Origin of the sequence: Bacillus shivajii (genome assembly GCF_020519665.1) — a bacterium.
GTDB lineage: Bacteria > Bacillota > Bacilli > Bacillales > Salisediminibacteriaceae > Bacillus_CA > Bacillus_CA shivajii.
In genome coordinates, this window is record NZ_CP084703.1 from 1,317,188 (window position 1) to 1,341,013 (window position 23,826).

The window sequence follows — 23,826 nt, forward strand, 5'->3', positions numbered from 1 at the left end:
GAGGTGAAAAAGATGAGTCAAATTGAACAAAAAGATCCGCAAGATACACGTGTCGTTGTCGGCATGTCAGGTGGTGTTGACTCTTCTGTAACGGCGTATTTGCTAAAAGAGCAAGGCTACCAAGTGATCGGGATCTTTATGAAAAACTGGGATGATACGGATGAAAACGGCGTCTGTACAGCAACAGAAGATTATAATGACGTTATCCGCGTCTGTAATCAGCTTGACATCCCGTATTATGCTGTAAATTTTGAAAAAGAGTATTGGGATAAAGTTTTTACGTACTTTTTAGATGAGTATCGGGCAGGTAGAACACCGAATCCTGATGTGATGTGTAATAAAGAAATCAAATTTAAAGCGTTCTTAGACCATGCAATGACACTCGGAGCAGATTATGTTGCAACAGGACATTATGCACGTGTACGTCGCACGGAAAAAGGGACGGAAATGCTACGCGGTATAGATGAAAATAAAGATCAAACGTACTTCTTAAATGCATTAAGTGAAGAACAAATTGAACGAGTCATGTTTCCGTTGGGTGAAATAGAAAAGCCTCGAGTCCGCGAAATTGCAAAAGAAGCAAATTTAGCAACGGCTACGAAAAAAGATAGCACGGGAATTTGCTTTATCGGAGAACGTAATTTCAAAGAATTCTTAAGTCAATATTTACCAGCTCAACCTGGCCAAATGCAAACCATAGACGGAGAAGTCAAAGGAAAGCATGATGGGCTGATGTATTACACACTAGGGCAGCGCCAAGGTTTAGGCATTGGTGGTCCCGGTGAACCATGGTTTGTTATTGGGAAAGATTTAAAGAATAACATTTTATATGTTGGACAAGGGTACCACCATCCAGAGTTATACTCCAAAGGACTCCTCGCAGAAAATGTGAACTGGATTAGTAAAGATGGAGCCTCTGCTGATTCTTTTAAATGCACGGCAAAATTCCGTTATCGTCAAAAAGATAGTGGAGTGAGCGTAACACTTTTAGAAGGGAATAAAGTCCAAGTTGACTTTGATGAACCACAACGTGCAATTACACCAGGACAAGCGGTCGTCTTTTATGATGGCGAGATATGTCTTGGCGGCGGTACAATAAGTGAAGTCATTAAGGACTGATTTTAACCAATCAGTCCTTTTTCAACGTTAATAACTAAAGGAGCGAATGTACATATGGATAAGAACGAACAAGCAGTTAAACAAATGCAAGAAGGGAAAATCGAAGAAGCGGCGAAATTACTCAATGAGGCAATTGAGGAAAATCCGAAAGATGCCGTTGCGTATACGAATTTCGGAAATTTATTAGCAGCCGTTAATGAAGATGAGAAAGCATTAAACTTTTTTAATAAAGCAATTGAACTAGATGAAAAGCTCGCCACTGCTTATTACGGTAAAGGCAATGTACTATTTAACCAAGAAAAGTATTTAGAAGCAATTGATGTTTACCAAGAAGCGTTATCACACGGCTTAAAAGAAGGTGACGTTTATTACATGTTAGGCATGAGTTTTTACAATTTAAGTGATCTCGCTCGTGCGTTACCGAGTTTGCAAAGGGCAACAGAACTCAACACAGAAGACGTTGATGCGCATTTCCAGTACGCGTTGACACTTGCACAATTAGAACAAGTTGATGAAGCAAAGGAAGCATTTGAACGAGTAATAGAGCTCGATGAAAATCATGCAGACAGTTACTTTAATTTAGGTGTCGCTTATGCTTTTAAAGATGATGCCGCAAAAGCATTAGAAATGTTCAATAAAGCATTAGATATTCAACCAGATCACGTGTTAAGTGCAAATGGGAAACAACAAATGGAACAAGTGTTAAATAACGAAGAATAACGAAAGTAGGTTTCATAATGACAGAGGCCGCCATCCATGAAGAAAAAGATTATATAAAAGGAGAACTACTCCATCAAATTTATCATAATGAAGATTCTCTCTATACCGTTGCTAAGTTGAAGGTAAAGAAGTCATCCTATGAACAGATCGATTCAGAGATTACCGTTGTTGGTACAATGCCAAACTTAGAAAAAGACATTACGTACCTTTTTTACGGCTATTTTAAAGACCATCCACGCTTTGGCAGACAATATCAAGTCGAGCAGTTTCAAAAACTACTACCAGAAACCGAGCAAGGTATCATTCTTTATTTATCGAGTGATCGTTTTCCAGGCGTGGGGAAAAAAACAGCCGAAAACATCGTTGATACACTAGGTAAAAATGCGATCTCAGTTATATTACAAGATCGTGAAGTATTAAATAAAGTGGCAAACTTAAAGCCTGAAAAAGCAGACCAAATCCATCAAACGTTATTAGAAGACCAAGGAATCGAACAAGTCTTAGTGAAGCTTTATGAATATGGCTTTGGACTGCAACTAGCTATTAAAGTGTATCAAGCTTATAAGATGGATGCGTTAAAAGTGATTGAAACAAACCCATATCAAATGATTGAAGACGTACAAGGAATCGGATTTGCAAAAGCAGATGTGATTGGGCGAAAACAAGGATTAACAGGTAATCATCCAGACCGGATTCGCGCGGCGGTTCTTTTCTTACTTTATGAACATTCGCTTAATAATGGCCATGTTTATGTAGGAAATGAGCAAATGATTGAAGATGCGAAAGATTTATTAGAAAAAGAAAGTGATGTAACGATATCTCACTTGGAAATCGCAGATCAAATCATTCAGTTAGGAGAAGAAAATAAACTCGTTGTAGAAGAGAAAAAAATGTTTATGCCTTCTCTTTATTATGCTGAACAAGGGATCGTTACAAACATTCATCGCCTTTTAAAAGAAGATCAGGAGCTTGAAGAGTATCCAGAGTCAGAGTTTTTAAAAGCGTTAGGGGATGTTGAAGAAGAGCTTGGCATTACGTATGCTCCTTCTCAAAAAACAGCGATTCAAGAAGCCCTTCACTCTCGAGTCATGATTTTAACGGGTGGACCAGGAACGGGGAAGACAACGGTAATTAAAGGATTGATTGAGGTATTCAGTGATTTAAAAGGAATCTCGGTTGATCCTGAAGACTATGATAAAAAATCCCCCTTTCCAGTTTTAATGGCTGCGCCGACAGGTCGTGCAGCGAAGCGAATGACAGAATCAACTGGTCTACCAGCATCAACGATCCACCGTCTTCTCGGTTATAAAGGTAATGAAGATGAGTTTGAATACGATGAGTACGAGCAGCTTGAAGGTGATCTTTTAATCATTGATGAAATGTCGATGGTGGATACATGGCTTGCCAATCAACTTTTTAAAGCAGTACCAGATCATATGCAAGTCATTATGGTAGGGGACGAAGATCAGCTTCCATCTGTTGGTCCAGGCCAAGTGTTTACCGACTTTTTAGCATCAAAGCAAATACCATCGGTAAAACTGACTGATATCTATCGACAATCAGATGGTTCAAAAATTATTGAGTTCTCTCACCAAATTAAAGAGGGTGCGTTACCTGGAAAAATTGATGGAGAAAGTAAAGACCTTCGTTTTTTCCCATGTGACCAACCACAAGTGCCTGAAGCGGTTGAGAAAATTTGTAAAGGAGCTATTTCTCGTGGATTTACCGCGAAAGAAGTTCAAGTATTAGCACCAATGTATCGTGGGATTGCAGGGGTAGAAAACTTAAATGATATGCTACAGAAGCTGTTTAACCCTCCATCAGACCAAAAACGAGAGGTTCCATTTGGAAACGTTGTATATCGTAGTGGCGATGTTGTCTTGCAACTTGTCAACAACCCTGAAGAAAATGTATATAATGGTGACCGTGGAGAAATTGTTGCGATTTTTACAGAAAAGGAAAATACGGATGGCGAGATAAAAATTGTTATTTCCTTTGATGGTATTGAAGTGACCTATTCGAAGCAAGATTTAACACAAATTACTCATGCCTATTGTTGTTCGATCCATAAATCACAAGGTAGCGAATTCCCAATTGTCATTATGCCAGTAGTAAAAGGATATTACCGGATGTTAAGAAAAAAATTAATTTATACGGGGATTACAAGGGCAAAAGACTTTTTACTTTTATGTGGAGATTGGAATGCACTTGAGATGGCGGTTGGAAATAACAATGATGTAGAACGAAATACAACGTTGAGAGATAAATTAAATGAGCGGGGAATGGAAGAAGAATACTAGCATGAGAAATCGGGTGTAACCTAAGACTAAGAATGTTCGAAGGGAGGAGCTTCCTTTGCGAACATCACAAAAGGTCAAGGGTGCACCTGTTTTTTTGTCTGATCATAATTTTCAAATCGGGAAAGTGGCAGATTTAGTTTTATCTGAAGACAAAGCACAAGTATTAGGTTATTGGGTACGCACAGAACAGCACTGGTGGTCACGCAATCACTTCCTACCTTTAGAGCGCATCTCATATGAAAAAGGAAGAGAAATCTATTGCAAAAATGGAACCATGTTAACACCATTAAAACGGAGAAAAAGGTTCTATGATGGAAGCGATCATTTTTTTGGGAAACCACTCTTGGAACAAGATGGGGCAATGATCGGGATTATTGAAGATGTATATTTTCTTCCAGAAACGGGCAAGATTGTAGGGTATGAACTGACCGAAGGGCTTTTTACAGATATTACTAAAGGAATTAAGGTATTTAAAACACAAATTCCTTTAAAGCGTGTAAATGAAGCCTTTATGGTTCGGACGGAAACATGATTGCCAGGAGGTTTCACATATGCGGTGCCCAAATTGTAAAGGGAAAGATATAGGAAAGATTGGTACTAACCAATATTATTGCTGGAGTTGTTTTATTGAACTTTCAATTTCTAACGGACGCTTTTGTCTTCATCAAGTAGAAGCTGACGGGTCTCTAAGCTCCCTTGATGACTTATTTGAAGAAGAAGAGCGGCTTATTGATTAAGTTGTATAATGACAGGTGGTGACAACAATGAGAGTATTGGCATCTCTTGTCGCATTAGGTGTTGGAGCTTATGCATACGCCACGAATATGGACAACAAATCAAGAAAGCGTTGGAAAAAACGTTTAGGTACGATGGATTTTAGTACGCTCGAAGAGATGATTCCAAACAAGCGTTCAATGAAACGTATGCAGAAACGAATGACAAAAGCATTGACGTAATAATTGGGAATAAGTCGGCTCACGAATGAGTCGACTTCTTTTCCATATTTGTTCACAAAATTGTACGGGACCTGGTCCTTGACAATTTTGTGAACAAACCGAGGGAGTCGTATCCAAACGTTAAGACCCATCATTCAAAACGATTAACAGCATGTCAATGCCAATTCATTTGGAGGGGGTACAATTGGAAAATGCGATGATAAAATGGATGTATCGCCTCATCCTTTTCCTATTAATTGGATTATTCATTATCCTCTTGCTGTACTTATTTTCACTTATTCAACCAGTCATTCATGTAGTATTTCGGATCTTGATGCCGTTTTTGTTTGCTGGCTTTATTGCTTACTTAATCCACCCTTTTATTTTTCGATTAGAGAAAAGAAAAATACCACGCTCAATTGCAATACTTATTGTGTATGGAGTGTTTATTTTAGTTTTTTCTTGGGTAGTTTTAAAGCTTACGCCTTATGTTATAAAAGAAGGTCAAGAATTTATTAACCAACTTCCTGAAATGACAAATACATATCGTAATTTTGTCGGTACCGTAAATGATACGACTTCAACATTACCGGATTCATTTCAAGAGCGAGCAGAGCAATGGATCGCAAGTGGTGAAGCGATGATTGCAGATATGTTAATCGGGGTAAGTGCGGTTATTAGACAGCTGTTTGATTGGTTGATCTTTCTTATTGTTGTGCCCTTCCTCACCTTTTATTTACTCAAAGATATGGAGCTGGTAAAAAAAGTTGTTTGGTACTTTACACCTGTCCGTTTTCGAAAAGAAGGGTATAAGCTAATTCGTGAGATTGACCATTCACTAGGGAATTACATTAGAGGTCAATTAACAGTATGTATTATCGTTGGTATCATCGCATTTATCGGTTTTACGCTTATTGATTTGCCATATGCGACGTTACTTGCAATTTTCGTTGGAGCGACGAATATTATACCTTATTTTGGACCCATTATTGGCGGTATACCGGTATTAATTGTTGCTTTGACTGAGTCGTTTCATCTTGTTTTATTCGCACTATTAGTAAACTTTACGATCCAAACCATTGAAGGAAATATATTAGCTCCATTGATTGTTGGAAAAAGTGTTCATATGCACCCGGTCATGATCATCTTCGCTTTAATCGTAGGGGGAGAAATCGCAGGAATTGTCGGGTTAATCATAGCAGTACCACTTTTAACGGTATTTAAAGTAATTTTATTACACGTCAGGCGTATCTTTCGTGAAAGAAAAGGGGTATATTATTGACAAAGTGACAAGCAATTTCTATAATGACTGTTATATTCATACTTTAATTTGATGACGGAGCCAGATTATTAAAGACCATCTAAACAGGCGAAAGCTTGTCAGAGAGGAATTTCCTTAGGCTGTGAGAAATTCTAGATGAAGGTTAATAATCAGCTACTCCTGAGAGCAGGCAAACCCTGCCGGAACACGACCGTTATTCGTGTGAAAGGTGACATGCGAGAATTTATGCATTGTAACCAGGGTGGTACCGCGTGAGACAACTCTCGTCCCTGTTTTTAGGGAGGGGAGTTTTTTTATGTTGCTTTAATTCTCAGCGGCTTCTACATACTCTTATCAAGCATTTACAAGCTTCATCATTGAAGGAAGATAAATTCAAGGAGGGAAATGATTATGAAACAACTCAGTTCTGCTGAAGTAAGACAAATGTTTTTAGATTTCTTTAAAGAAAAGGGGCACGATATTGAACCGAGTGCTTCACTCGTACCACATGAAGATCCATCTCTTTTATGGATCAACAGTGGGGTTGCAACATTAAAGAAATATTTTGATGGTCGTGTAATTCCTGAAAACCCGAGAATTGCTAACGCACAAAAATCAATTCGTACAAACGATATTGAAAATGTAGGGAAAACAGCAAGACACCACACATTCTTTGAAATGCTTGGTAATTTCTCTATCGGAGATTACTTCAAGAAAGAATCGATACATTGGGCATGGGAATTTCTAACGAGTGAGAAGTGGATCGGTTTTGACGAAGAGAAGCTGGCAGTTACGATTTACCCTGAAGACGATGAGGCGTTCGACATTTGGCATAATGAAATTGGCTTACCGAAAGAACGTATTATTCGTTTAGAAGAAAACTTTTGGGATATTGGTGAGGGACCATGTGGACCGAACACAGAAATCTTCTATGACCGAGGTGAAGCATACGGGAATGATGAAAATGATCCTGAGCTTTTCCCAGGTGGAGAGAATGAACGACATTTAGAAATTTGGAACCTTGTTTTCTCTCAATTCAACCATAATGCAGACGGAAGTTATACACCACTTCCAAAAAAGAACATTGATACAGGTATGGGGCTTGAAAGAATGGTATCAGTCATTCAAGATGCAAAAACGAACTTTGATACAGATTTATTCATGCCGATCATTCAATCAACAGAGAAAGTCTCAAATACTAAATACGGTAAAAGCGATGAAACAGACACAGCATTTAAAGTTGTTGCTGACCATATTCGTACTGTTTCCTTTGCCGTTTCTGACGGAGCACTCCCTTCAAATGAAGGACGAGGTTATGTATTAAGAAGACTCCTTCGACGTGCTGTTCGTTATGCGAAAATGATTGATATTGAGCGTCCATTCATGTATGAGCTCGTTCCGGTTGTAGGGGAGATTATGAAAGGTTTTTACCCGGAAGTAAACGAGAAGGCTGAATTTATCCAAAAGGTCATTAAAAATGAAGAAGAGCGTTTCCATGAAACATTAAATGAGGGGCTTGCGATTTTAAACCGTGTGATGGACAAAGCTAAAGCAGAATCTCGTGAAACGATCGCGGGTACAGATGTTTTCCGGTTGTATGATACGTACGGATTCCCTGTTGATTTAACAGAAGAATACGTAGAAGATGCAGGTTTAAACATTGACCGAGAAGGTTTTGAAAAAGAGATGGAAAAACAGCGTGAACGTGCAAGAGCTGCGCGCCAAGAGTCAGGGTCCATGCAAACACAAGATGAAATTCTCGGCAGCATTACAGAAGAAAGTGAATTTGTCGGATATGACGTCATGGAAATCCCATCTGTCGTGAAAGTCATTGTAAAGGATAAAGAAAGTGTCAATATCGCTAATGAAGGTGACACTGTACAAATTTTTGTTGACCGTACACCATTTTATGCCGAAAGCGGTGGACAAATTGCCGATACAGGAATTTTAAAAAATGACGAAGCCCTACTTCGCGTGGAGGATGTACAAAAAGCTCCAAATGGGCAAAACCTTCATACAGTAAAAGTAGAAAAAGGTTCTGTTACAACAAACATGGCTTTTTCTGCAAAAGTTGATGAAAGAAACAGAAAAGGTGTCATTAAAAACCATACAGCGACTCACTTACTTCACCAAGCTTTAAAAGATACATTAGGTGATCACGTGAACCAAGCAGGTTCATTAGTAAGTGAAGATCGTCTACGTTTTGACTTCTCACATTTCGGTCAAGTCAGTGAAGAAGAGATGGAAAAAATTGAAGCGATTGTCAACGAAAAAGTGTGGGCTGGTATTCAAGTGAATACGATGTTTAAGAGCTTGCAGCAAGCAAAAGAAATGGGGGCAATGGCACTTTTCGGTGAAAAGTATGGTGATACGGTTCGCGTCGTTCAAGTTGGTGATTATAGCCTAGAACTCTGCGGAGGATGTCATGTAAACAATACAGCGGAAATCGGTCTCTTTAAGCTTGTTTCTGAAGCAGGGATTGGTGCAGGTGTAAGACGTATCGAAGCTGTTACAGGTAAAAAAGCGTATGAATACATGAATGGCCAAGTCGATGTTTTAAAAGAAGCTGCAAGCCAATTAAAAGCAAAATTAAATGATGTTCCTCTTCGCATTGAACAGTTACAAAAGCAGTTAAAAGAAAAAGAGCGTGAAAATGAATCATTATCTGCGAAGTTAAGCCAAATTGAGGCAGGGAATGTATTAAATGAAGTAGAAGATGTAGCAGGAGTCCCAGTATTAGTGAAAAAAGTGAATGTCCCTGACATGAACAGACTAAGACAAATGGCGGATTCTTTGAAAGGAAAGTTAGAATCAGGTATTCTCGTACTAGCTTCTGTTAACAATGAAAAAGTAAGCATAGTGACGAGTGTGTCAAAAGATTTAATTGAACAAGGTCATCATGCCGGGAAAATTGTTAAAGAAGTTGCGACTCGCTGCGGGGGTGGCGGGGGAGGCCGTCCTGATATGGCTCAAGCAGGCGGTAAGAATCCAGATCAACTAGATGAAGCATTAAATGTTGTGTATGAATTATTAAAAAGCGATTACTAATTGAAGGAAATTCGTGTACAATATGGGACAAGAAGATAAAAGTGAACGTAGTAAGCTTGTCCTAGTTTATTCTTCGATTTATCTGTACCATTTCTTTCAATTCTAGAGTGAGGTGTGTGTCATGAGTTCAATGGACAATACGATGAAATTTAACTTTAACGATGACTCTATGGATGATGATGTAAAAGATGTCCTCTTTACCGTCTATTCATCACTAGAGGAGAAAGGGTACAATCCGATTAATCAAATCGTTGGTTACTTACTGTCAGGCGACCCTGCGTATATTCCGCGCCACAACGATGCGCGAAGCTTGATTCGGAAAATAGAGCGGGATGAAATTATTGAAGAGCTAGTAAGGTCTTACCTAGCGCAAGAGCCAAAGGAGTAGTTATGAAAGTTTTAGGATTAGATGTTGGAACGAAAACAATCGGCGTTGCCGTCAGTGATGCGTTAGGCTGGACAGCTCAAGGCGTAGAAACGATTAAACGTGACTCTGATAATGATGAACGTGATTTTGAACGTTTAGATGAATTAATAAAAGAGTATGAGGTAAGTACTATAATTGTTGGACTTCCGAAAAATATGAATGGTACAATTGGTCCCAGCGGTGAATTGTGTCAACAGTTTGCTGATAAGTTAAAGGAACGTACGAAATTAGAAGTGAAAATGTGGGACGAGCGTCTTTCTACTGTTGCAGCAGAGAGAATGCTTGTTTCTGCAGATGTAAGCCGCAAGAAACGGAAAAAAGTCATTGATAAGATGGCGGCTGTTATGATCTTGCAAGGTTACTTAGATTCAAAATAACACAGTCAAAAGAAGGAGGCAGACATGATGTCAAAGCCTGAAATTCACCAACCACAAGATGATGACCGCATTGTTATTCCAGATGAAAATGGAGAAGAGCACTTATTCCAAGTGTTATTCACATTTGATGTCGATGCAACAGGTCATTCATACATGGTACTTGCACCAGAAGGATCTAATGATTCTGAAGACGATGAAATCGAAGTTCATGCATTCCGCTACGAAGAACCAGAAGGTGAAGACTTAGCTCTTTACCCAATTGAGTCAGATGAGGAATGGAACATGGTCGAAGAGCTTTTAAATACATTCACTGAAGACGAAGAGTAAATCGAGCGACTCTTTCAACCCCAAAGCTAGTTAAACGCTTTGGGGTTTTCCACGTTAAAAAAATGATATAGATTCAGAAACAATGAAGGAAAAAGGTTGTCCTAATGCCGGGCATGCCAAAGGTATAGCGTTTTTCCAGTGGGCGATGGATATACTACAAAGAAGACACCGTGAATGAAAACGAAGTGAAGCAAGAACGGATGTTGCACTTGCGCCTTGTGGTGAAAGCGGGTGGACAGAAGCGAATGACTTATTAAACTTATTTTCTGAGAGCTTAAAATAAAAAATCTATTCCACCGTTCGACAAGTCCCCAATTTTTTTAGCAAATAGTGTATAATAGATTGGGTGAAAGGGGGAAGTGTCAACTTGACTGATAAAACGAATGATAAACAAAAACATGAATCAAAATTAATAGAGAGACAAAAAGAAGCATCCCTTGTGAGAAAGATTGTGCTTATTTGTTTTTTCGTCATATTATTAACGATCGCAGGAGCAACCTATGCGACGTATCAATATGTAGTGAATGCAATTGGACCTGTAGATGAAAGTGATGAAGAAATGATTGAAGTGGAGATTCCAATTGGTTCTACGAGCACAAGAATTGGGTCTATCCTTGAGGAACATGATCTTGTTAGTAGTGGATCCATGTTTCGTTATTACGTAAGATATAAAAATGAAGACGGATTCCAAGCGGGAGATTATGAACTTTCAAGGTCGATGAGTATGGATGAAATCATTGATGAATTGAAGGAAGGAACGATCTACGAGGAATATCAGCTTACATTTACAATTCCAGAAGGACGTTGGTTAGAAGAAGTAACTGAACGTATTGCTAATGAAACGAATTTAGAAAAAGAAGAGCTTGTTGAACTTGTTCATGACGAAGAATATTTAGAGTCTCTCATTGAACGCTATACGATGCTAAGTGAGACGATTTTAGATGAGAACATTCGCTGGCCTCTTGAAGGTTATATCTTCCCTGCAAGATATGATTTTGTTGAAGAAGAAGTAACCGCAGAACAAGTTATACAAGCAATGTTAGATCGAACTGCTGCGACTCTTGAGGAGTACAATGCTGGAGGATCCGACATGAGCTATCATGAAATTTTAACGATTGCATCCATTATTGAAGGGGAAGCAAGAAACGATGAAGAAAGAGAGATTATATCTGGAGTGATCCATAATCGTTTAAACATTGGAATGGCTTTACAAATGGATCCTACAGTTGCTTATGCACATGGTGAGCATATCTCTCGTACGTTATATGAAGATTTAGAAATTGATTCACCGTATAATACGTATCAGATTTCTGGATTACCTATAGGTCCGATTAATAATCCAGGGGCTGCATCGATTCGTACAGCGTTACAGCCAGTTGAACATAGTTATTTATACTTCTATCACGCTGCAGATGGTGAAGTATACTTCTCAGAAACATATTCTGAACACCAACAAGTACTAGAGCAACACCGTGACTAAAAATGAAATAAAGAGAATGCGTCAATATTCGCATTCTCTTTATTTTTATGTTAAAATATATCGGTCAATTATACAAAGAAACAGGTACTATTCTAAAAGCAGCCAAAGGAGGCGCTTTTTTTATGGCAAAACATGAACTTACGGAATCGTATATTGAATCTTTTTTGCAAACAAATGATTCCCATATAGAAGAAATGAAGCGTTATGCAAGCGAGCATCACGTGCCGATTATGGAAGCAACTGGAATGGCTATGATGTTACAGGTGTTAGAGATTCATAAGCCGAAGAAAATACTGGAGATTGGTACAGCAATTGGATATTCTGCAATAAGAATGGTTAAGAGCTGTCCAAACGCTCATATTGTGACGATTGAACGTGATGAAGAACGTTTGAAAATAGCTGAAGAAAACATTCGTAAAGCGCAGATGGAAAAACAAATTACTGTCCTTTCTGGAGATGCCTTACACCTTATTAAAGAAGCAACTGAACTTGGCACATTTGATGCGATTTTTATCGATGCTGCAAAAGGACAATATGAACGTTTTTTTGACCTTTATGAGCCGTTATTAAATATCGGTGGTGTAGTGATTTCAGATAACATTTTATTTAAAGGGATGGTTGCTGAAAGCGAACTACCAGAGAATAAACGAATGAAACAGATGGTAAAGAGGTTAAAATTGTTTAATGAGCGCTTAATGACAGATGAACGTTTTTCATCAATGATCTATCCGGTTGGTGATGGCGTTATGGTAAGTGTGAAAAAAGAGGAGAAAGAAAACATCATAGGTGGTGGAAACTAATGAAAAAGCCAGAATTACTTGTGACACCAACGTGTGTTGAAGATATAGAACCGTTAATTGATGCTGGTGCAACAGCATTGATGATTGGAGAAGAAGAATTTGGTCTTCGTCTTGCTGGGGAGTTTCCTCGTGAAGATATCGAAAAAGCTGTCTATATTGCTCACGGTAAAGGAGCAAAAGTTTATGTAGCGATGAATGCTCTGTTTCATAATGAGAAGTTACCGTTATTACCTGATTATATTCAATTTTTAGACCGTGTTAACGTCGATGCCATTGTTTTTGGGGATCCAGCTGTTTTAATGAACGTACGAGAGCACGCTCCAAATATGAAGCTTCACTGGAATACAGAGACGACTGCAACGAACTGGTATTCTGCAAACTATTGGGGAAGAAAAGGTGCTAAACGTGCTGTGCTTGCCCGAGAACTAAATATGGATTCCATTGTTGAAATTAAAGACGAAGCTGAAGTGGAAGTTGAAGTACAAGTTCATGGTATGACTTGTATGTTTCAATCAAAGCGTATGCTCTTAGGAAACTACATGGAGTTTCAAGGAAAGGATTTAAAGGTGGAGGGACGTAGTAAAGATCGCAGCCTCTTCCTACATGATCCTGAACGTGAAGCAAAATATCCAATTTGGGAAGATAAGAATGGAACACATATTATGAGCCCGAAAGATATGTGTATTATCGATGAGCTTGAAGAAATGATCGATGAAGGGATTGATTCTTTTAAAATTGACGGCATCTTAAAAGATGGTGAATATTTAAAGAGAATTACAGCACTTTACAGAGAAGCGATCGATTTATATATCGAAGATTCGGATGCGTACGAAGGAAAAAAAGAAGACTTTGTAAGAGAAATAAAGGCGATCCAGCCGCCAAACCGTGACATTGATACGGGATTCTTTTTCAAAGAAACGGTGTATTAAGGAGGGCTCAATATGCAGCAAGTAGCAACTAGAACAGAAGAAGGGAAACGTGTTATAACAAAGAAGCCAGAGCTATTGGCACCAGCTGGTAACCTCGAGAAGTTGAAGGTTGCTGTCCATTATGGGGCAGATGCTGTTTTTATTGGTGGTCGAGAATTCGGTTTGCGTTCAAATGCAGATAACTTTTCAATTGAAGAAATGGCAGAAGGCGTGCAGTTTGCAAATAAATATGGTGCAAGAATTTATGTAACAACAAATATATTTGCTCATAATGAAAACATGGATGGATTAGAAGAATACCTTCGAGACTTAGAGCGTGTTGGTGTTTCTGGAATTATCGTCGCTGATCCGCTCATTATCGAAACGTGTAAACGAGTTGCGCCAAAACTAGAAGTTCATTTATCGACGCAACAATCGTTATCAAACTGGCAAGCAGTGAAGTTTTGGAAAGAAGAAGGGCTTGAGCGTGTTGTTTTAGCACGTGAAGTCGGTCTTCAAGAGATGCTTGAAATGAAGAAGAACGTCGATATTGAAATTGAGACGTTTATTCATGGAGCAATGTGCATTTCATACTCAGGTCGTTGTGTTTTAAGTAATCATATGACGGCTCGTGATTCAAACAGAGGTGGCTGTTGTCAATCTTGTCGTTGGGATTATTTCTTATATACAGAAGAAGATCAAATAGGTGATAGTGTGAATGAAGTCGCCTTATTTGAAGGTAATGATGCACCATTTGCGATGTCACCAAAAGACTTAAACTTAATTGAAGCGATTCCTAAGCTCGTTGAAGCAGGAATTGACAGTTTAAAAGTGGAAGGGCGAATGAAGTCCATTCACTACGTAGCAACTGTTGTGAGTGTTTACCGTAAAGTGATCGATGCATATTGTGCTGACCCAGACAACTTTAAGATTGACCCTGAGTGGGTTAAGGAGCTTGCTAAGTGCGCAAATCGTCCGACAGCTCCAGCCTTTTTCGAAAATACACCAGGATATAAAGAACAAATGTTTAAAAATCATAGTCAAAAGACAAGCTATGACTTTGCAGGGCTTGTATTATCATATGACGAAAACACTCAAATAGTGACATTACAACAGCGAAACCATTTCCGCCCTGGCGATGAAGTTGAATTTTTCGGTCCGGAAATAGAAAACTTCACACAGAAGGTTGATACACTTTGGGATGAAGATGGAGAAGAGATTGACGCGGCACGTCACCCATTACAAATTGTGAAGTTTAAGGTTGACAAGCCTGTCTATGCGAACAACATGATGAGAAAGGAAGCATTATAAAATGGAAAAAAGGCCTGTCATTATAGGAGTAGCAGGTGGCTCTGGTTCTGGTAAAACAACCGTTGCTAACGAAATCTACTGTAAATTTCAAGATCAAGATATATTAAAAATTGAACAAGATGCTTATTATAAAGATCAAACTCACTTACCGATGGAAGAGCGGTTAAAAACAAATTATGACCACCCGCTAGCATTTGACAATGACTTGCTTTTAGAGCATTTAGCAAAGTTAAGGAATCGAGAAGCAATTGAAAGGCCAATTTATGATTATGCAAATCATACGCGCTCTGACGATGTTGAACTTATTGAATCACGGGATGTTATAATTTTAGAAGGCATTCTTATTTTAGAAGATGACCGATTACGTGATTTAATGGATATAAAAGTGTTTGTTGATACGGATGCGGATGTACGAATTATTCGCAGGCTAATGCGTGACATACGTGAAAGAGGTCGTACAATAGATTCAGTAATTGATCAGTATACATCTGTCGTACGACCAATGCATTTACAATTTATTGAGCCAACGAAGCGTTATGCTGATGTCATTATTCCAGAAGGTGGCCATAACCATGTGGCTATTGATTTATTAGTGACAAAAGTAAAAACGATTCTTGAACAAAAATCAATTTTGTAATAGCATAATAGGAGCGAGAAAAAAGCTGGAAGAAATGGTTTTGACTAGTATAGAAATGAACTTGGTTCAGCATCTTAAATTGTCTCCTATAAATGGGGAAAGATGCTGACCATTTATTTATATTTATGTCTTTTGTTAATGGGCAAGCAGTTATAAAGTTTGCATACTTACAATTTTTTCTATATACTTTGCAAAAGAATTAAATGATTCTTATTTCGTGCGAAGTGTCATATGGTTGAACAAAACCGTTTCATTCAAAGCTGTCGCTAAACATGCTTAAAAAAGTGAGATGAAAGCGTTAACGTGTGCTCATCATTTAAATTTTTTAAATGGCACAAACAATTGAAGGAATTTGCTTAATTAGTTCGAATTCTATAATGGTATTTAATCGTCCGAAGGAGTGAAAGATCATGGCAGAAGAAAAACACTATATGACTTTAGAGGGTAAAGAGAAATTAGAAAAAGAGCTTGAATATTTAAAAACGGAGCGACGTAAAGAAGTCGTAGAACGAATAAAAGTAGCTAGAGACTTTGGAGACCTCTCAGAGAACTCAGAGTATGATTCTGCGAAAGAGGAACAAGCTTTTGTTGAAGGCCGTATCAACCAAATTGAAAAAATGATTCGTAATGCAGAAATCATTGAAGAAGATTCAGATTCTTCTATTGTTTCATTAGGTAAAACAGTAACATTTAAAGAACTTCCAGACGGTGAAGAAGAAGAGTATACAATTGTTGGACGTGCTGAAGCTGACCCAATAGAAGGCAAGATCTCTAATGATTCTCCGATGGCTCAAAGTTTAATGGGGAAAACAATCGGTGACCGTGTTAATGTATCTACACCAGGTGGAGACATGGAAGTTGAAATTACAGAAGTACAATAATACGAATAGAACACGTAAGACCACAGAGGCTATCCAGCCCCTGTGGTCTTTTTTATTGTGAATAATTAAAAATTAATTCCAGGTGACTGGCGCTTGGGTTTTAAATGGAAATTTATATTGACAGCTGTGTATACTGGTCATATACTGTATATAAACGTTATACACAGTATATGTGCGCAGACTAGAGTTGGGGGTGAACGCACTGGATGTGGATCCATCTTAATGACGAAGATTCAAGACCGCTATACATACAAGTGAAGGATCAAATTATGAAAGCTATTTTAAATAGAACGCTTGAAGCAGGTACAGAACTTCCTTCAATCCGTAAGCTTGCAAAAGAGGCGAAAACGAGTGTGATTACAGTAAAAAGGGCGTATCAGGAGCTTGAGAATGAAGGATACATTTATACAAGAGCAGGAAAAGGTACATTTGTTAAAGAGTTGGACAGTTCAAATATACATGAAAAAAATAAACAGAAGTTTATTGATAAAGCAAATGAGCTTTTTGAGTTTGGTAGGACATTCAACTTATCTGAAGAGGAAATGAAAGAGCTCATTAACAAAGTTTTGAAGGAGAGGGATTAGCATGGAAGGTTCAATGATGACGTTACAAGATGTGGTTCGTTCTTACCGGAGATTTACACTTGGTCCGATAACTTTACAGATCCCAAAAGGATTATTAATTGCATTAATAGGTAGAAATGGTGCTGGAAAAACGACATTGCTTCAAGGGATGAGTGGTATTAACGTGTTTGATCAAGGTGACGTTCAGTTTGAACAGGAATCGATTGACTTTTTAGATCCAAAGATTCGTACAAAGATGACGTATATTAACAATGAGATACAAATGTATAGTGATTACACAGTTGAGCAATCCATTCACTTTGTTTCAAGTTTTTATAGCAACTGGGACAATGAATGGGTCAATTATTGGTTAAATGTATTTCAAATCCACCGCCTAAATGAAATTCACGAACTCTCTAAAGGGATGAAAATGAAGTTGAACCTTATATTAGGTTTAGCACATAAGCCGTCTCTCGTCCTATTAGACGAACCAACAGATGGATTAGATAGTATATCAAGACAGCAATTTTTTGATTTATTACAAGCTTATATTGAAGACGGAGATAAAACAGTTATCTTATCGACTCACTATACAAAAGATGTTGAAGGAATATGCGACTATGTTCTCTTTTTGAAAAATGGAAACCTATCCCTTAAAGGGGAAGTAGAAAAGTTAAAAGAGGAGTTTACGTTTTTTTCTTTGCCGCCGACAACGAATGAACAGAACTTATCCGAATCAGCCATCGTCGTAAAATCCGATGTGGAATTAAAGGGAATCTTACCGTCATCTGAATGTGATGACTTACCGAACGAAGCGGTTATGAGACCGCCATCATTAGATGATTTATTCTTTTTTGTCGTTGAAAAAGGGGGGAACCCAATTGAGGGCTCTCATTGAAAAAGATTTAAAAAGTACTAAAAATGTTTTATTAACCGTCATTTTAATGTTTATTGTTGCTTGGGGGTTGATGATTTATTTTCATATTAGCTCAGGATTTCGTGATGCGAACTTTTTAATTTTTCCATTTATCGGATCTGCCTTTATTACCTTTAACTTAGTAGCACATATGTGTAACGCAGAAGAAATAAATGGTGTAAAAGCCCGGCTTGTTCAACTACCTGTGAAACCGTCAATGATTGTTTTTTCGAAATATGTATCAAGCCTGATCATTTTAAGTTCAGTAATCGTTTTAAATGCACTACTGACGTTCGTTTTCTACAAGACATCTGTAATAAGAGGACCATCTGATGTAGCAATCGAATCGCTTGGGGTTATTGTGAACATTACTGTGTTATCGATTGCTGTTTATTTACCGTTTTATTTTGCAAAATCGATCCGGCACGCTGCATGGGCGATGAGAATTGCCTTTATTGCGTGGGCGGTTCTTTTAATGGCAGTGCCACAGCTCTTATTTAACCAGTTCTATGACGGTGTAAATGTACCAATTAACTTTAGTGAGAAATTGAGTACAAATTTGCTCATTTCATCTATATTTCTTTTACTTGTATCACTTTTTATTTCATTATGGATTAATCAATTATCTCGTATGCGTAAAGTAGTGACTATGCCCCTTGTACTTGTTCCTGTTTGTATGAGTATCATATTTTCATTTTCAATTAGTAGCACGGTGTCAGAGACAATAACAGAAGTTCAAGATGAACTATCTCGCTTGCATATTGAATCAATCGATTATTTAACATATGAAACTCCGTCTGAAAAACATCAGTTATTGATTCGAGTAGATGTAAAACCTATCATCAATGATTATCATGTGAAGTCAAATACTTGGATTACAATGACTTTACCTGAAGAAACAGAACGGTATACACAATCAACACGAGTAACATTTTCATTACGCGCTCGTGATTCAGTGGAATGGTCTGTATATGAACCTGAGTTACATTCTCAAATGTTTGAAATGGAGTTTCCTCAGTTGTTAACTAATTCTGAAGTTAAAGAAGTCCAAGGAATGTTAGAGAGGGGCAAAATTGAGTTTGAGGTAACGAGCCCTTTTTTAGGAAATGATTCATTTCGTCTATCAAAGGAGGGGATGTAATTGAAGGCATTACTCTTACATGATTTAAACCGACTAACAAGAAGGCGAGGGGCTCTGGTAACAAGTATCATACTTGCAGTTGCTTATGTTGCTTTTACGATTGCTACAGGGGATATTACGAGAAGCAACAGTTATATGAGTATTCCAGCCTTCGTTATAGCTGTTATGAGCTTTCACTTTATAAACCTCCTATTAGCTGAAGAAGAGCAAGATCGTGTGTTAAACAGGATGAAACAGCTCCCCATTTCTGATGTGAAGTTAGTTTTAGCAAGGTATTGTTCAGTTATTGTTTTTTTAAGCGGGTATATTACGGTTATTTTACTTATCTTGTTTCTACCGGTAATAGTGATAGGAGAAGGTTCATTATTAATGAACCAATTAACACCGTTATATATCATGTTACAAGCTGTCACCTTAATTATGGTCATTTACATCCCAATTTATTATGGATTCGGGCGTGGTCCAATCGGTTGGGTAATTATATTTATTGTGTTCTTTTGGTACATGTATATCATTATTGCTCCTCAAATGTATTACAATGAATCCTATTTAGTATTAGGAAGTTACATTTTTGAGCCATTTGCATTAGGGCTGTTACTATTAATGGTATTGTTAATCCCATTTTCGGTGTACACGGCAACCCTTGTATATCGTGAAAAAAGATTGAATAAAAAGAGATGGTCAATTGCCTTAATCTTATTAGGAGTAACATTTATGTTTGTTACAGGTCCACTTGTTGGAGAGAAGCTTATAGAACGGCAATTTATAAATGTGATTGAATCAATAGAATTTGTGTCCTTAGAAGTTGAGCCAATTCGAGACGATTCGGACTTTGGCCACCATTCAATTTCCTATGACTTTATCATAAGGGTCCCAGAAGAGTCTTTTATCCGTGAGTTATTCCACTATGATTTACGAGGGTCTGTACTGCCATTCCACCCAAGCCATGACCAAGGTCAAGATAAATTTAATACAGGTTCTTGGTTTCGCGTGGATGAACAAAAACGAGGTGATGGTTACTTATATTTTGTAAGATCTTTTCGAGAAAATGTGATTGGTTCAAAAGAAAAGTTTGAAGAATACTTACTAGAGATCGATGAGAATCAAGTATTTGTTAAGGTTCAGAGTCGAGTACTACAAAAAGAAGTAACTTTGCCATTATCGGACTCCTGACGGACATACTTTAGTAACAAGTCTCGAAATTTATCAATGGATGATCTATAATATAGATTAAGAAATGGGTAAGCTTTATAAAGGAGGCATTTTCATAGATGAGTCAATACGGAAACTATCAAACACGTCGTACTGATATGAAAAAGAAACGTCGAATGAACCTTGTTTTAAATAGTGCGATCGGTCTTGTTGTTGCGGCTATTATTTTCTTTAGTGCTTCGCTCTTTTTTGGTGGAGGGTCAGAGCCAGCGATGGTTGATGGGTCTAGTCAGGAAGAAACGGAAGAAGAAAATAACGATGAGCTAAATGATTCGAATGAAACGAATGAGACAACCGAAGATTCAACTGAAGAATCTGCTACGGACGAAGGCGATTCAAGTACAAATCAATCAGAAGACGCTAATAATAACAACGAGGTAGAATCAGGCAATGACAATAATGATTCAGATCAGAATGAAGTGAATGGTGACGAAGAAGCAACGAATGGTTCTAATGAGGAGAATGATTCACCAGCAGAAACAATTATCGGTGAAGGCGAGTGGGGACCAATCGGAACTGTACAAGAAGAACCATTTTCAGCTGTTTATGATGAAGATCATGTTAACTGGAAAGAGATGATTCAAGCAATTAAATATGCGACGAACTTAAATGATGATATGATCACTTGGCGCATTAGAAATGGTGGAGATCACCAAAGTGCTATTGGAACGGTAAGCTACTATGAAGACCGAGATACACCTTATAAAGTCAGGTTAGAATGGGTTGAAAACGAGGGTTGGATGCCTGTATCTGTTGAAAAATTAGATCATAATCCTTATAACTAAAGTTAAAGTAGAGGCAGTCTCTAAGTGCTTATCACAAAGAGATAGCCTCTTTTTTTTTATCATTGGATTGTTGTTCACTTGGGAGGGGTGTCCTTAGAAGTCATGAAAAGGAAAAACGCCTACGCCTAAGTGAATAGCGCTATGAATTCTTTGCCTTAAAATGTACAACCGCTGAATAATGCTTCAGTCCTGTTGAGGGATCAACGTTTACTTGGTGAGAAACATGGTGAACTTCTAACATAATTGCCTGGTTGTCTTCGATTTTCTCAGTAACTTTTTTCTCCAGTTCTTCAATACTTTTGGCTTCGAAAAATTCAACTTTATCTTTTAAATGATCTGTATGGATAATCATAGATAACACATCCTTTCGCTAGATATTTTAAAGCAAAAAAGCAGAATTGAAAAGTTGAGCTTGTTCTTACTGATTTGTTTCGCTATGATAAGGTAGGAAGATTTTCATAGTAAAGGCAGGTAAGGGTAATGCGTATAGGAATTATTGGTGCAATGGAAGAAGAAGTTGAGTTATTAAAGTCAAAGATGAGTGAGCCTGAGGAACAAGTTCTTGGTGGTTGTGAGTTTTTTATAGGAAAACTAGAAGGTGTCGACGTTGTTTTATCAAAGTCTGGGATCGGAAAAGTAAATGCAGCAATTTGTACAACGTTAATGAATCAGCTTTATCAACCTGATTATATTATTAATACAGGTTCTGCTGGTGGTTTCCATCAAAGTTTAAAAGTTGGAGATATCGTTATCTCAACTGAGGTACGATATAATGATGTAGATGCGACAGTGTTTGGCTATGAGTTTGGGCAAGTTCCTAGAATGCCGGCATCGTATGAACCAAATGAAACGTTGATGAAGGTTGCAGAAAATTGTGCAGAAGAGGTCGGGATTCATTCTGTAAAAGGGTTAATCGTATCAGGGGATTCATTTATGAGTGACCATGACCGTGTTGAATTTATTCGTGAGCAATTTAACGACCCTCATTGTTCAGAAATGGAAGCAGGAGCGATTGCACAAGTGTGTTATCAGTTTCAATGCCCGTTTGTTATTATTCGGTCGTTATCTGATATTGCAGGCTCTGATGCGAAAGTCTCTTACGATCAATTTTTGAAAAAAGCTTCTGTCAACTCGGCAAAAATGGTTCTTCTTATGCTTGAGGAATTGCGAAAATCCCACTAAATGGGCAAATGAGAAACCTCATAGTGAAATCACATAACATTTACAAATGCAAATCAAAAAGGCATGGAGCTCCCGTGTCTTTTTTATGTTGCAATGAACGTACCTGTTTGTTTAACAAGAGCATCAAAAGCTCCCACTACTAACCAACTTCCTATATTTTTAATCTTTAACAATGTAGTTTTGTCTTAAGTAGTATTTCAAGAATTTATCTGATAAAAATGCTGTAAATGGAACAATACCTAGGAAATAGACCAGAACAGTAATAATTGAAGTGAAATTATTCGCCTTCCAAGGCATCATATAGTAATAAAGATATCCGTAAATATAAGATGATAGAAATAATAGAATGATGAACAATACTAAAAATAACACTTTATTTTTCATTCAACCAACCGCCTTTCCCTCTTAAACAAATCTTCCCATCCCTTTACGTACAGTTTTTTTATAAGTGCTTTATATCCTTATTTTAACATTAAAATCCATATCACTCTCTTTTATGTTCGATTCACATAAATCACAGGTGAAATTAAATAGAGAATAAATATATGTAGATTTTCCCCCCTGGTAAATGTGGCAACAATTACATCCTCTTAACCTATTATAGGCATGTTATACTATTCATAGATTGATATAACAACTACTTCAAAGAAGGAGTGGGATTAGTATGACTGACAAAAAAATTCAAGATTTAAAATTTAAAGTTGCTGACTTTAAACGTTTTGCATATATATTACTTGCAATAAGTGGCTTCATGGCTTTAGGGATGGTTTTACCAGGGAACGAAGCAGTAGCAGGTCAAGAAGGATTATTAATGGCTTTAGTAGGTGGTTTATTAATCGGTTCATTTTTCTTTCACCGTCAAGCAATGAATATTCAAAGACTGATCCACGAAGAAGAAGCCTCCTAACACGCACTCACTTAAAAAGTGAGTGTTTTTTATTGTATATATTCCAATTATATCTAGGTGTCAGTCAACTGGATATAATTGGATAATGTTAGGTAGCGATGGGGGGGGAATTGGTAGATGCTATTAAGAAAGAGACCTGAATCCGTGATGAAATAATTTATACTTTGTAACAACCTTAATAATCTTTCGATTTAACTTTGTTGGATTAATACTTGAGTCCGTTACTGGCGGATGCTTTCACCTCTAGGCACAAGTGCGACATCCGCTCTTGCTTCCCTTCGCTTGCATTCACTGTGTCTTCTTTGCCGCGGGCAATGCTTCAGCCTCCTCATCTAAAACGGATCTCACTATTCGTATGAATGAATTAAAAGTTCCTGATATAAAATCAGTTCTAGCCATAATGAATAGTGATGTCATCAAATCTTATCTCGGCATTCTTTGTCAAAGTAAGAATGAGATACGGATCTCTTTTTTAAAAGAATCAATTCGTTATTCTAAAGTAATAACATCCCTCCCTTTACTATCTGTGCAGATAGTGGAAATGATAGTGTCGATTGTTTTAAAAGTAGGCTCTGTTAATCTTCATTGT

25 protein-coding genes are annotated in these 23,826 nt (G+C 37.7%); 24 read left to right on the forward strand and 1 reads right to left on the reverse strand.

The genetic code is table 11. The features are described 5' to 3' along the window. Positions 1-12 precede the first annotated feature (12 nt). The 22 genes from mnmA (at position 13) to LGQ02_RS06455 (ending at position 21,148) form a co-directional block, all read left to right on the forward strand. Positions 13-1,119: a tRNA 2-thiouridine(34) synthase MnmA gene (gene mnmA, locus LGQ02_RS06350; protein ID WP_226517365.1), complete on the forward strand. Its 1,107-nt coding sequence runs from the start codon at positions 13-15 to the stop codon at positions 1,117-1,119. Positions 1,120-1,173: 54 nt separating this feature from the next. Continuing rightward, positions 1,174-1,839 (forward strand): tetratricopeptide repeat protein, encoded by a 666-nt coding sequence (locus LGQ02_RS06355; protein WP_226517366.1) that lies wholly within the window; start codon positions 1,174-1,176, stop codon positions 1,837-1,839. Positions 1,840-1,856: 17 nt separating this feature from the next. Beyond that, entirely contained in the window at positions 1,857-4,139 is a 2,283-nt protein-coding gene (gene recD2, locus LGQ02_RS06360; RefSeq protein WP_226517367.1) for an SF1B family DNA helicase RecD2, read from the forward strand. Between the two features lie 55 nt (positions 4,140-4,194). Beyond that, entirely contained in the window at positions 4,195-4,671 is a 477-nt protein-coding gene (locus tag LGQ02_RS06365) for a PRC-barrel domain-containing protein (RefSeq protein WP_226517368.1), read from the forward strand. 19 nt (positions 4,672-4,690) lie between these two features. Further along, positions 4,691-4,876, forward strand: coding sequence for a DUF2797 domain-containing protein (locus LGQ02_RS06370; RefSeq protein WP_226517369.1), 186 nt, complete (start codon positions 4,691-4,693; stop codon positions 4,874-4,876). Positions 4,877-4,903: 27 nt separating this feature from the next. Then, positions 4,904-5,095: a DUF3918 family protein gene (locus tag LGQ02_RS06375; RefSeq protein WP_226517370.1), complete on the forward strand. Its 192-nt coding sequence runs from the start codon at positions 4,904-4,906 to the stop codon at positions 5,093-5,095. Positions 5,096-5,279: 184 nt separating this feature from the next. Further along, positions 5,280-6,356: an AI-2E family transporter gene (locus LGQ02_RS06380; protein WP_226517371.1), complete on the forward strand. Its 1,077-nt coding sequence runs from the start codon at positions 5,280-5,282 to the stop codon at positions 6,354-6,356. A gap of 390 nt (positions 6,357-6,746) precedes the next feature. Then, the gene (gene alaS, locus LGQ02_RS06385; RefSeq protein WP_226517372.1) at positions 6,747-9,383 is read left to right on the forward strand and encodes an alanine--tRNA ligase; all 2,637 of its coding nucleotides are present in this window, start codon (positions 6,747-6,749) and stop codon (positions 9,381-9,383) included. Between the two features lie 121 nt (positions 9,384-9,504). Beyond that, positions 9,505-9,771, forward strand: coding sequence for an IreB family regulatory phosphoprotein (locus tag LGQ02_RS06390; RefSeq protein ID WP_226517373.1), 267 nt, complete (start codon positions 9,505-9,507; stop codon positions 9,769-9,771). 2 nt (positions 9,772-9,773) lie between these two features. Next, positions 9,774-10,187 carry a Holliday junction resolvase RuvX gene (gene ruvX / locus LGQ02_RS06395; RefSeq protein ID WP_226517374.1) on the forward strand — a complete coding sequence of 138 codons (414 nt, stop codon included), beginning with the start codon at positions 9,774-9,776 and terminating at the stop codon, positions 10,185-10,187. Positions 10,188-10,214: 27 nt separating this feature from the next. Next, on the forward strand, positions 10,215-10,514 hold the full coding sequence (locus tag LGQ02_RS06400; RefSeq protein ID WP_226518237.1) for a DUF1292 domain-containing protein: 300 nt from the start codon (positions 10,215-10,217) through the stop codon (positions 10,512-10,514). Between the two features lie 367 nt (positions 10,515-10,881). Next, positions 10,882-11,994 carry an endolytic transglycosylase MltG gene (gene mltG, locus LGQ02_RS06405; RefSeq protein ID WP_226517375.1) on the forward strand — a complete coding sequence of 371 codons (1,113 nt, stop codon included), beginning with the start codon at positions 10,882-10,884 and terminating at the stop codon, positions 11,992-11,994. A gap of 122 nt (positions 11,995-12,116) precedes the next feature. Then, positions 12,117-12,794 carry an O-methyltransferase gene (locus tag LGQ02_RS06410; protein WP_226517376.1) on the forward strand — a complete coding sequence of 226 codons (678 nt, stop codon included), beginning with the start codon at positions 12,117-12,119 and terminating at the stop codon, positions 12,792-12,794. Further along, positions 12,794-13,723, forward strand: a complete 930-nt coding sequence (locus LGQ02_RS06415) for a peptidase U32 family protein (RefSeq protein WP_226517377.1) — start codon at positions 12,794-12,796, stop codon at positions 13,721-13,723. Before LGQ02_RS06410 ends, LGQ02_RS06415 begins: the two co-directional genes overlap by 1 nt. A gap of 12 nt (positions 13,724-13,735) precedes the next feature. After that, positions 13,736-15,013 (forward strand): peptidase U32 family protein, encoded by a 1,278-nt coding sequence (locus tag LGQ02_RS06420; RefSeq protein WP_226517378.1) that lies wholly within the window; start codon positions 13,736-13,738, stop codon positions 15,011-15,013. A 1-nt stretch (position 15,014) separates the two neighbouring features. Beyond that, positions 15,015-15,650: a uridine kinase gene (gene udk, locus LGQ02_RS06425; RefSeq protein ID WP_226517379.1), complete on the forward strand. Its 636-nt coding sequence runs from the start codon at positions 15,015-15,017 to the stop codon at positions 15,648-15,650. Positions 15,651-16,060: 410 nt separating this feature from the next. Beyond that, entirely contained in the window at positions 16,061-16,531 is a 471-nt protein-coding gene (gene greA / locus LGQ02_RS06430) for a transcription elongation factor GreA (RefSeq protein ID WP_226517380.1), read from the forward strand. 206 nt (positions 16,532-16,737) lie between these two features. Next, a complete protein-coding gene (locus LGQ02_RS06435; protein WP_226517381.1) occupies positions 16,738-17,115 on the forward strand; it encodes a GntR family transcriptional regulator in 378 nt (125 codons plus the stop codon). Between the two features lies 1 nt (position 17,116). Continuing rightward, positions 17,117-17,992, forward strand: coding sequence for an ABC transporter ATP-binding protein (locus LGQ02_RS06440; RefSeq protein ID WP_226517382.1), 876 nt, complete (start codon positions 17,117-17,119; stop codon positions 17,990-17,992). After that, a complete protein-coding gene (locus LGQ02_RS06445) occupies positions 17,976-19,151 on the forward strand; it encodes an ABC-2 transporter permease (RefSeq protein WP_226517383.1) in 1,176 nt (391 codons plus the stop codon). The genes LGQ02_RS06440 and LGQ02_RS06445 overlap by 17 nt, the downstream gene beginning before the upstream one ends. Further along, positions 19,152-20,324 carry an ABC-2 transporter permease gene (locus LGQ02_RS06450; protein WP_226517384.1) on the forward strand — a complete coding sequence of 391 codons (1,173 nt, stop codon included), beginning with the start codon at positions 19,152-19,154 and terminating at the stop codon, positions 20,322-20,324. It abuts the gene before it with no gap. A gap of 98 nt (positions 20,325-20,422) precedes the next feature. Further along, on the forward strand, positions 20,423-21,148 hold the full coding sequence (locus LGQ02_RS06455; protein ID WP_226517385.1) for a YrrS family protein: 726 nt from the start codon (positions 20,423-20,425) through the stop codon (positions 21,146-21,148). 139 nt (positions 21,149-21,287) lie between these two features. Here LGQ02_RS06455 and LGQ02_RS06460 read toward each other — a convergent pair whose 3' ends face one another. Continuing rightward, positions 21,288-21,500: a DUF2536 family protein gene (locus tag LGQ02_RS06460; RefSeq protein ID WP_226517386.1), complete on the reverse strand. Its 213-nt coding sequence runs from the start codon at positions 21,498-21,500 to the stop codon at positions 21,288-21,290. Positions 21,501-21,628: 128 nt separating this feature from the next. On the opposite strand from LGQ02_RS06460, the gene mtnN reads away from it, so the two are divergent. Together mtnN and LGQ02_RS06470 are read left to right on the forward strand one after the other, a co-directional pair. After that, complete coding sequence (mtnN, locus tag LGQ02_RS06465) at positions 21,629-22,330, forward strand: 5'-methylthioadenosine/S-adenosylhomocysteine nucleosidase (protein WP_226517387.1); 702 nt, start codon at positions 21,629-21,631, stop codon at positions 22,328-22,330. 664 nt (positions 22,331-22,994) lie between these two features. After that, positions 22,995-23,237 carry a YrhC family protein gene (locus tag LGQ02_RS06470; protein ID WP_226517388.1) on the forward strand — a complete coding sequence of 81 codons (243 nt, stop codon included), beginning with the start codon at positions 22,995-22,997 and terminating at the stop codon, positions 23,235-23,237. The last annotated feature ends 589 nt before the right edge of the window (positions 23,238-23,826 follow it).